The sequence below is a fragment of the Mesorhizobium sp. M00.F.Ca.ET.216.01.1.1 genome, assembly GCF_004010325.2.
GTDB lineage: Bacteria > Pseudomonadota > Alphaproteobacteria > Rhizobiales > Rhizobiaceae > Mesorhizobium.
Genome location: NZ_SADR02000007.1, coordinates 253047 through 261827 on the forward strand (window position 1 = coordinate 253047; position 8781 = coordinate 261827).

Below are 8781 nucleotides of genomic sequence, written 5' to 3' on the forward strand. Positions count from 1 at the left end.
CATGAGCCTCATTCCCTCTATAGGTCTGCCGAAAGGCCGCCCCGGCCAGTTCATCGTCGACGGCGTCGCCGATGGCTATGAGGCGTTCGCGCTGGTGCAGGCAGCGCACGAGATCGCGCCCGACAAGCCGGTGCTGTTCGTGGCGCGCGACGGCCAGCGGCTGCCGGCGATCATCGAGGCGCTGTCATTCGCCGCGCCCGGCCTGCCGGTGCTCGAACTGCCGGCGTGGGACTGCCTGCCTTACGACCGCGTTTCACCTGGCTCGGACGCAGCCGCGCGGCGGCTCGATGCGCTGACGGCAATGATCGCGCTGGCGAAGAAGCCGCACCGCGCCGTCATCCTCACCACCGCCAATGCGCTGCTGCAGCGCATTCCGCCGGCAGGTCTGGTCGAAGCGCAAACCTTTCATGCAAAACCCGGCAACCAGATCGACATGAATGGGCTGGTGTCGCGGCTGGAGACTTCCGGCTTCGAGCGGGTGCCGACGGTGCGCGGCGTCGGCGAGTTCGCGGTGCGCGGCGGCATCCTCGACCTGTTCGCGCCCGGCTGGACGGAAGCGCTGCGCCTTGATTTCTTCGGCGACACGCTGGAATCGATCCGTGTCTTCGATGTCGCGACGCAGCGCACCACTGGCCAGCGCAAGTCGATGTCGCTGCAGGCGATGAGCGAGGTGGCGCTGACGCCGGAAACCATCAGCCGCTTCCGGCGTGCCTATATCGATGCCTTTGGCGCGCCCTCGCGTGACGACGGGCTCTATGCGGCGGTCAGCGAGGGCCGCCGCTTTGCCGGCATGGAGCACTGGCTGCCGCTCTTCTACGAGCGGCTGGAGACCGTGTTCGACTATCTGCCGGACACGCCGGTTGTTTTCGACCATCTGGCGCATGAAGCGCTGGCCGAACGCCATGCGCTGATCCTTGACCATTACCAGGCACGCAGGAAGCAGGCCGACAGCGCGCTCAAGGACGCTGTGCCCTACAAGCCGGTGCCGCCGGACCTGCTCTATCTCTCACCCGAAAACCTGATCGCATCGCTTGTCGACCGCGAAGCGATCGACTTCACGGCCTTCGACGCGCCAGATGCCGGCGCCAAAAAAGTGTTCCACGCCGGCTCGCGCCATGGCCGCAGCTTCGTTGAAGAACGCGCCGATCCCAACATCAATGTCTTCGACATCGTCGTGAAACACATTGCCGACGAGCGCGCCGCCCGCCGCCGCGTCGTCATCGCCGGCTGGACCGAAGGCTCGCTCGACCGGCTCGGCCAGATCCTTGCCGAACACCATCTCGGCAACCTCAAGCCGGTCGCGACGCTGGCCGAGGTGGAAAAGCTCGAAGCGGGGCAGGCGGCACTTGCCGTGCTGCCGCTCGAATCCGGCTTCGAGACCGAAAGACTGGTCGTCGTCGCCGAGCAGGATATTCTCGGCGACCGGCTGATACGGCGCTCGAAACGCAAGAAGCGTGCTTCCGACTTCATCGCCGAGGCGTCCTCCTTGTCGGCTGGCGACATCGTCGTCCATACGGACCACGGCATCGGCCGCTTTATCGGGCTGCGCACCATCGAGGCGGTCGGTGCGCCGCATGACTGCCTCGAAATCCATTATGCCGCTGACGACCGGCTGTTCCTGCCGGTGGAGAATATCGAGCTTCTGTCGCGCTATGGCTCGGATTCGGCCGAAGCGACATTGGACAAGCTCGGTGGCGGCGCCTGGCAATCTCGCAAAGCGCGGCTGAAGCGGCGCCTGCTCGACATGGCCGGGCAGCTGATCCGCATCGCAGCCGAACGGCAGATGCGGGCAGCTCCCGCCCTGATGCCGGCGGACGGCCTATATGGCGAGTTCGCGGCGCGCTTTCCCTACGAGGAAACCGACGACCAGCAGACGGCGATCGATTCGGTCATGGGTGACCTCGGTGCCGGCAAGCCGATGGACCGGCTGATCTGCGGCGATGTCGGCTTCGGCAAGACGGAAGTTGCGCTCCGCGCAGCCTTCATCGCGGCGATGGAAGGCTTTCAGGTGGCAGTTGTGGTGCCGACGACGCTGCTGTCGCGCCAGCATTTCAAGACTTTTTCGCAACGCTTTTCCGGCCTGCCAATCCGCGTCGCCCAGGCTTCGCGGCTGGTCGGCGCCAAGGAGCTGGCCGAAACCAAGAAAGGCATCGCCGAAGGTACGGTCGACATCGTCGTCGGCACCCATGCGCTGCTTGGTGCGTCGATCTCGTTCAAGAATCTCGGCCTGTTGATCATCGACGAGGAACAGCACTTCGGTGTCAAGCACAAGGAGCGGCTGAAGGACCTGAAAAGCGATGTGCACGTGCTGACATTGTCGGCGACACCGATCCCGCGCACGCTGCAACTGGCCTTGACCGGCGTGCGCGAACTGTCGCTGATTGCCACGCCGCCGGTCGACCGCTTGGCAGTGCGCACCTTCATCTCGCCGTTCGATCCACTGGTCATCCGCGAGACGCTGCTCAGGGAGCGCTACCGTGGCGGCCATTCCTTCTATGTCGTCCCGCGCATCAGCGATCTCGCGGAAATCCATGATTTCCTGCGTGAATCCGTTCCGGAGCTGAAGGTGGCTGTCGCCCACGGCCAGATGCCGCCGGGCGAACTCGACGACATCATGAACGCCTTCTATGACGGCCAGTACGACGTGCTTTTGTCGACTACCATCGTCGAATCCGGCCTCGATATTCCGACCGCCAACACGCTGATCGTGCATCGCGCCGACATGTTCGGCCTTTCGCAGCTCTATCAGCTGCGCGGCCGCGTTGGCCGCTCGAAGGTGCGCGCCTATGCGCTGTTCACGCTGTCGGCCAACCGCAAGCTGACCGACACCGCCGAGCGCCGGCTGAAGGTGCTGCAGTCGCTCGACACGCTGGGCGCCGGCTTCCAGCTTGCCAGCCACGATCTCGACATTCGCGGCGCCGGCAATCTTCTTGGCGAAGAGCAGTCCGGCCACATCAAGGAGGTCGGCTTCGAGCTCTACCAGCAGATGCTGGAGGAGGCGGTGGCCGAGGTGAAGGATTCGGGCGAGGTGCAGGATGGCGGCTGGTCGCCGCAGATCGCCGTCGGCACGGCGGTGATGATCCCCGAAAGCTATGTTCCGGATTTGCAGCTGCGGCTGGCGCTCTATCGCCGCCTCGGCGATCTCGAAAACACCGAGGAGATCGACGCCTTCGGCGCCGAGCTGATCGATCGCTTCGGCCCGCTGCCGGAGGAAGTGAAGCACCTGCTGAAGATCGTCTTCATCAAGGCGCTCTGCCGCAAGGCCAATGTCGAGAAGCTCGATGCCGGGCCAAAGGGCGTCGTCGTCCATTTCCGCAAGCGGGAATTTTCCAATCCGGTCGGGCTGGTCAAGTTCATCGGCGAGCAGGGCTCGCTGGCCAGGATCCGGCCCGACCACAGCGTCGTCTTCATCCGCGACTGGCCGAACGCGGAAAAGCGGCTGGCGGGTTCTGCGGTGGTCATGACGCAGCTGGCGCGGCTGGTGGAGAAGGCGGTCTAGAGAGGCTTCGCTCCAGCGTTTTCGGTGTGTCGCGCCATTCGCCACGCAACCAATTCCGGTCTAGAATAGGAAATCGGCTTCGTGTATGGAGCCGCAATCCCCATATGGGGGACGGATGGCGGGCGATGGCGCTCGCGGGAAAGAGCGTTGGGTGCAACGATGACGAAATGGTCGCCGAATTCGTGGAGAGCAAAGCCGATCCAACAGGTTCCTGCCTATCCGGACCTTGCCGCGCTGAAGAACACGGAAGCCCAGCTCGCCAGCTTTCCGCCGCTGGTTTTTGCAGGTGAGGCGCGCAAACTGAAGAAGCAGCTTGCGACAGTCGCTGCCGGTGACGCATTCCTCCTCCAGGGCGGCGATTGCGCCGAGAGCTTCGCCGAACATGGCGCGGACAACATCCGCGACTTCTTCCGCGTCTTCCTGCAGATGGCGGTGGTGCTGACCTTCGCCGGCGCGCAGCCGGTGGTGAAGGTCGGCCGCGTCGCCGGTCAGTTCGCCAAGCCGCGCTCGACCGACAACGAGACCAAGGACGGGGTGACGCTGCCGAGCTATCGCGGTGACATCATCAACGGCATCGAGTTCGACGCCAAGTCGCGCATTCCAGATCCTGCCCGCCAGGAGATGGCGTACCGCCAGTCGGCGGCGACGCTCAACCTTCTGCGCGCTTTCGCGCAGGGCGGCTATGCCAGCCTGGAGAACGTGCATCGCTGGATGCTAGGCTTCGTCGCCGACAGCCCGCAAGCGGAGAAGTACGAGGCGCTTGCCAACCGCATCACCGAGACGATGGACTTCATGAAGGCCGTCGGCATCACGTCGGAGACCAACTTTGCGCTGCGCGAGACCGACTTCTACACCAGCCACGAGGCGCTGCTGCTCGGCTATGAGGAGGCGCTGACCCGCGTCGACTCGACCTCAGGCGACTGGTACGCGACTTCGGGCCACATGATCTGGATCGGCGATCGTACGCGCCAAGCCGACCATGCACATGTCGAATACTGCCGTGGCATCAAGAACCCGCTGGGCTTGAAATGCGGCCCGTCGCTGACACCGGATGGGCTACTGGAACTGATCGACCTGCTCAATCCGGAGAACGAGCCGGGGCGGCTGACGCTGATTGCCCGCTTCGGCGCCGACAAGGTGGGCGAACATCTGCCGAAGCTGATCCGTGCGGTCGAGAGGGAAGGCCGCAAGGTCGTGTGGTCCTGCGATCCGATGCATGGCAACACAATCACGCTGAACAGCTACAAGACGCGACCGTTCGACCGCATCCTGAAGGAGGTGCAGACCTTCTTCGAGGTGCATCAGGGCGAAGGCACGCATCCCGGCGGTATCCATATCGAGATGACCGGCAAGAACGTGACGGAATGCACCGGCGGCGCCCGCGCCATCACCGCCGAAGAGCTGCATGACCGCTACCATACGCATTGCGACCCGCGCCTCAATGCCGACCAGGCGATCGAACTGGCGTTCCTGGTGTCTGACCTGCTCAAGAAAAGCCACCCGGTTCAGCACAAGCAGGCCGTCAACGGCTGAGCTTGTTCGCAGACGGAATTGGTTGAAAAGCGCTGGAGAGATTCGGCGCTTTTTTCAATTCCGACCCGACCCGCGTTCCCAGCGCAGTCCGTTCAGCCTGGGATCGGCGGCAAACGCGGTTCTCGAAAACTCGATCCGCTTTTGCGGAAATTCGCAGATCGCCTGTACGCCGAAGGCGCCCAGCCGGATGCGCCAGGTGTGAGGCTCCAGCGGCTTCGGCTTGGCAAAGCCGCGGCATGTCAGCAGCGCCACATTGGCGCCTTTCGGGTCTCGCGCCGAGCGGTAGCGGATCGCCTCCAGCCCGGCCTCGCGGGCAACATCGGCAATGGCCTGACAGGCCGTATAATCGGTCGGATGCGTCCACGCAGCCTCGTCGCGGTCGAGCGGCGGCCGCGTCAGGTCGACAGCCCGGGTGCTGCGTATCGCTGCGGCCAAGGCGGTGTATTCGGCAGCGTCATGCGGCCAGGGGGTGCCAAGCGATTCAGCAAAGAACAGCAAGCGGTAGAAGGCCATCTCCGCCACCGCCGTCAGCACGGTTTCGGCGGCATAATACACGCCCCTGGTCCTGCCGGCGCGGCGGAAGCGCGAACCATGCGGGTAGATCGAGCCGTAGCGGAAGGGCGTCGCCAGCAGGTAATGCAGATGCCGGCACTCGAGCGGGATCTGCGGCTTGGTCTCCTCGATCAGATCTTCAAGGAGGGCCTGTTCGTCGAGCGTGTCGACGATTTTCAGCGTCGAGACGCGGTGCTGCGCTTCGACCATGCGCCAATACTTGCCATCGAGCCGGACGGCTTCAGACGAGAGCGCGTCGGGAGTCCAGATAGGCGATGACATCGACAAGCCCGGTGATTGTCTGGATTTTTTCGAGTGGGACGCCATCGAGCGCCGTATTGGTATTCTTCAGCCAAGCCCGAGCGACAGTCTCGTCACCGCCGACGATGGCGTCGAGCGAGCGGAATAGCCGGACAAACAATACGGCAAGTTCGAACGGCTTGGTTCCACGCTCCAGCAAGAACTCCTGCCTGCGCATGCGCGAAACCGTGGCTTCGGAGACGCCGATGACGGCGGCCAACATCCTGGCTGTTATATCAAGCAGGTCGGCGGCGCGCAGCGTCGCCTTGGTCAGGACGGTATTTTCGGCCACATTGGCGGCGGCATGAGGTTGCATCGCAGACATTGCCTTTCCCTTTCCATGGAAAATATAGTCCATAGAAATTCATATGGAAAGGCACCGCGACAAAAACAGTTCGGAACGCGGCGAACAAGCCATTCCACGCGAAGGGTCAGTCTTTCTTGTAGAGCAGCCAGCTCTTGCCGGCGCGGCCGGCCATCGCCGAATGCTTGGTCACGCGATTGCGTCCGCTGACCTTGGAGCGATAGAGCGCCCGGTCCGCTTTGGTGTAGAGATCCTCGGGGCTTTCGGCCTCGGATGCCATGCAGATGCCCATGGAGACGGTCACGGTGCCATAGTTGGTGCCGGTCTGGCTGCTGGTGAACGGCGTCTGCTCGATCAGCGCGCGTATGCGCTCGGCGATCTCGTAAGTGGTATCCTCGCTGGCGCCCTCGACGATCAGCGCGAACTCCTCGCCGCCGGTGCGGGCAACGAACATGTCGCCGCGAATGCTGGTCTGGAAAATTTCGGCGATGATCTGGATGATCCTGTCGCCGACCGGATGGCCGTAACGGTCGTTGATGTCCTTGAAGCGGTCGATGTCGGCAAGGATCAGGGCATTGAACAGGATGCCCTTGTTGGAGTTGTAGATCCTGGTGATCTCCTTGTCGAAGGCGCGGCGGTTCCAGATGTGGGTCAACGAATCGGTGTCGGCCAGCCGCTTGTACTCCTCGAGCTTCGACTTGACGCTCTCGAGCTCGGCCGTCTTTTCGCTGAGCGTCGAGGCGACCTGCCTGCCATGATCGATCGTCGAGCTGGTTGCGGAGGACATGGCGTTGACGATCTTCTGCAGCAGGTCCTGCGAAAGCAGGCTGCGGTTGCCAAACCCGCTCGACGTCTCGTCGAGGATCCTGCCGTATTTCTCGATGTGGCTGCGCTCGCTTCTCAGCAGCGCGGCGATATCCTCAAGTTCCTTGGCCAGGACATCCCTGGCATGCTCGACGATGCCGGGGCCGTGATTCTGCGCAAAGAAGGTGCGGCCGATGCGGTCGAGATCGTCCTGCGTCGGCCGGTTGGTCAATGAGATGACGGCAAGGCTGAGTTCGCGATTGGTGCCGTTTAGCGCCTCATAGAAGATCTCGTAGTTGCGCGGCAGGCCGAGGACGCCGAGCTCGCGCATGGTCGCCACAACGGTGCTTGCGATGTCGGTGTTTCGGCCGGTCTGGACGGTTGCCGGTTGCATGTTCTGTTCACTCTACCCTAGGAGCCCATCGCAGACTTGCGAGCGCCGTTGTCGCCGTGCAGGGGAGTGCCGCCCAAAACTCCAGATTTGCGAAGAGACGAGTCCCCAATCACGACCTTCGCTTACAGGGACATTAAATGCGCGCGCGCTAAAGTTTCCTTAATTTGCTGCGATTCAAACACGGGTTCTCTACCTCAGGCTGTAAAAATCCTGTGCGGCCGAGCGACATGGGGTCCTGACATCACCACTGAATGTCGCATTTGCCTGTGCGAGGTCGCCGCGATTCTGAAACCCTGCCGGCGATGCGAAATCAGGAATGGCGATTTCGAACGGAGACCGAGATGGGTGACAATCACAGCGGATCATGCCTGTGCGGGGCGGTGCGCTTCAGGACGCGGGGACCTTTGCGCGGAGTGATCTATTGTCACTGCTCGCAGTGCCGGAAGCAGAGTGGGCATTTCTACGCTGCAACCAATGTTCCCGAAGGAAACATCACTATAGCGGGCTCCGAGAACATCACCTGGTACGAGGCGTCTTCGTTCGCCAGCCGCGGCTTTTGCAAGACGTGCGGCTCGCTGCTGTTCTGGAAGCCACGGCAAGATGCCTATATTTCGGTCTTGGCCGGACTGTTCGACGAGCCGACTGAACTCGAGGGTCAATGTCATATCTATGTCGGCGACAAGGGCGACTACTACACGATCGACGACGGACTACCGCAGTTCGAGAAATCGACGCCGTCAACCAAGGTCGCGGACGACTGATTTTTGGAGAGATCGCCTTATTCCATTGATCCGGCCATTGCGTTATCCCCTGCCGATGATTCGGAAAGGGACTTGGGCATGCAGCGGCTGATCGATGCTTTTTTCAATTCAGTGCGGGCGTTTCGCAAGCTGGCCGGCAGTGAAAAGGCCTTCCAGCAGGAGCTGATACTGCTCGTGCTCGCCTTGCCGCTCGGCTGGTTCGTCTCGGTGTCATGGCGCGGCTACGCGCTGCTGATTGGCGCGGTGCTGCTCATGATCATGGTCGAAGTGCTGAACACCGGCATCGAGGCGGCGTGTGACGCGTTCAGCCGAGAGTTCAACGTCGACATCCAGCTGGCCAAGGATTGCGGCTCGCTGGCGGTGCTGATTTCGGTGGTGATCGTTGCCGGCGTCTGGGGCATCGCCATCATCGAGCGCATCATGGGGCTGCCGATCTAGTGGATTGATCGGATCAAAAGAGTCCGATTTTGGGATTCCGTTTTGCGGTGTGGCGTGCGAGTTTGATGCATGCGCAATGGCATCTCCTTCACCATTTCGGCCAGCGACCGTCAGCGCTTGCAAGCGATCGTCGCGGCCCCTGGAAGCCCGCAGAAGCATGTCTGGCGGGCGCGTATTGTCCTTCTGAGCGGCGATG

Annotated in this window: 7 protein-coding genes and 1 pseudogene; 5 read left to right on the forward strand and 3 right to left on the reverse strand. The window is 62.5% G+C overall.

All coding sequences use genetic code 11. The features are described 5' to 3' along the window. Position 1: 1 nt before the first annotated feature. Both mfd and EN859_RS12300 read left to right on the forward strand, forming a co-directional pair. Positions 2–3499, forward strand: a complete 3498-nt coding sequence (mfd, locus tag EN859_RS12295) for a transcription-repair coupling factor (RefSeq protein ID WP_127851308.1) — start codon at positions 2–4, stop codon at positions 3497–3499. 159 nt (positions 3500–3658) lie between these two features. Continuing rightward, the gene (locus EN859_RS12300) at positions 3659–5032 is read left to right on the forward strand and encodes a 3-deoxy-7-phosphoheptulonate synthase class II (protein ID WP_127851778.1); all 1374 of its coding nucleotides are present in this window, start codon (positions 3659–3661) and stop codon (positions 5030–5032) included. A 54-nt stretch (positions 5033–5086) separates the two neighbouring features. Here EN859_RS12300 and EN859_RS12305 read toward each other — a convergent pair whose 3' ends face one another. The 3 genes from EN859_RS12305 to EN859_RS12315 all read right to left on the reverse strand — a co-directional run bounded on the left by EN859_RS12305 (position 5087) and on the right by EN859_RS12315 (position 7386). Then, a complete protein-coding gene (locus EN859_RS12305; protein WP_127851307.1) occupies positions 5087–5866 on the reverse strand; it encodes an RES family NAD+ phosphorylase in 780 nt (259 codons plus the stop codon). Next, positions 5826–6209, reverse strand: a complete 384-nt coding sequence (locus EN859_RS12310; protein WP_245525547.1) for an MbcA/ParS/Xre antitoxin family protein — start codon at positions 6207–6209, stop codon at positions 5826–5828. Before EN859_RS12310 ends, EN859_RS12305 begins: the two co-directional genes overlap by 41 nt. A 106-nt stretch (positions 6210–6315) precedes the next feature. Then, on the reverse strand, positions 6316–7386 hold the full coding sequence (locus EN859_RS12315) for a diguanylate cyclase (protein WP_127851306.1): 1071 nt from the start codon (positions 7384–7386) through the stop codon (positions 6316–6318). 341 nt (positions 7387–7727) lie between these two features. Between EN859_RS12315 and EN859_RS12320 the strand changes: the two genes are divergently transcribed. The 3 genes and pseudogenes from EN859_RS12320 to EN859_RS39210 form a co-directional block, all read left to right on the forward strand. Continuing rightward, on the forward strand, positions 7728–8147 hold the full coding sequence (locus EN859_RS12320; RefSeq protein ID WP_127851305.1) for a GFA family protein: 420 nt from the start codon (positions 7728–7730) through the stop codon (positions 8145–8147). Positions 8148–8225: 78 nt separating this feature from the next. Beyond that, positions 8226–8585, forward strand: coding sequence for a diacylglycerol kinase (locus tag EN859_RS12325; protein WP_127851304.1), 360 nt, complete (start codon positions 8226–8228; stop codon positions 8583–8585). A 69-nt stretch (positions 8586–8654) separates the two neighbouring features. After that, positions 8655–8781: pseudogene (locus EN859_RS39210) on the forward strand (IS630 family transposase); the annotation flags it as partial.

What these genes read in the sequence shown, in the direction of transcription:
- mfd (WP_127851308.1), top strand. Translation starts at nt 2, where the DNA reads ATGAGCCTCATTCCCTCTATAGGTCTGCCGAAAGGCCGCCCCGGCCAG.
- EN859_RS12300 (WP_127851778.1), top strand. Translation starts at nt 3,659, where the DNA reads ATGACGAAATGGTCGCCGAATTCGTGGAGAGCAAAGCCGATCCAACAG.
- EN859_RS12305 (WP_127851307.1), bottom strand. Translation starts at nt 5,866, where the DNA reads ATGTCATCGCCTATCTGGACTCCCGACGCGCTCTCGTCTGAAGCCGTC.
- EN859_RS12310 (WP_245525547.1), bottom strand. Translation starts at nt 6,209, where the DNA reads ATGTCTGCGATGCAACCTCATGCCGCCGCCAATGTGGCCGAAAATACC.
- EN859_RS12315 (WP_127851306.1), bottom strand. Translation starts at nt 7,386, where the DNA reads ATGCAACCGGCAACCGTCCAGACCGGCCGAAACACCGACATCGCAAGC.
- EN859_RS12320 (WP_127851305.1), top strand. Translation starts at nt 7,728, where the DNA reads ATGGGTGACAATCACAGCGGATCATGCCTGTGCGGGGCGGTGCGCTTC.
- EN859_RS12325 (WP_127851304.1), top strand. Translation starts at nt 8,226, where the DNA reads ATGCAGCGGCTGATCGATGCTTTTTTCAATTCAGTGCGGGCGTTTCGC.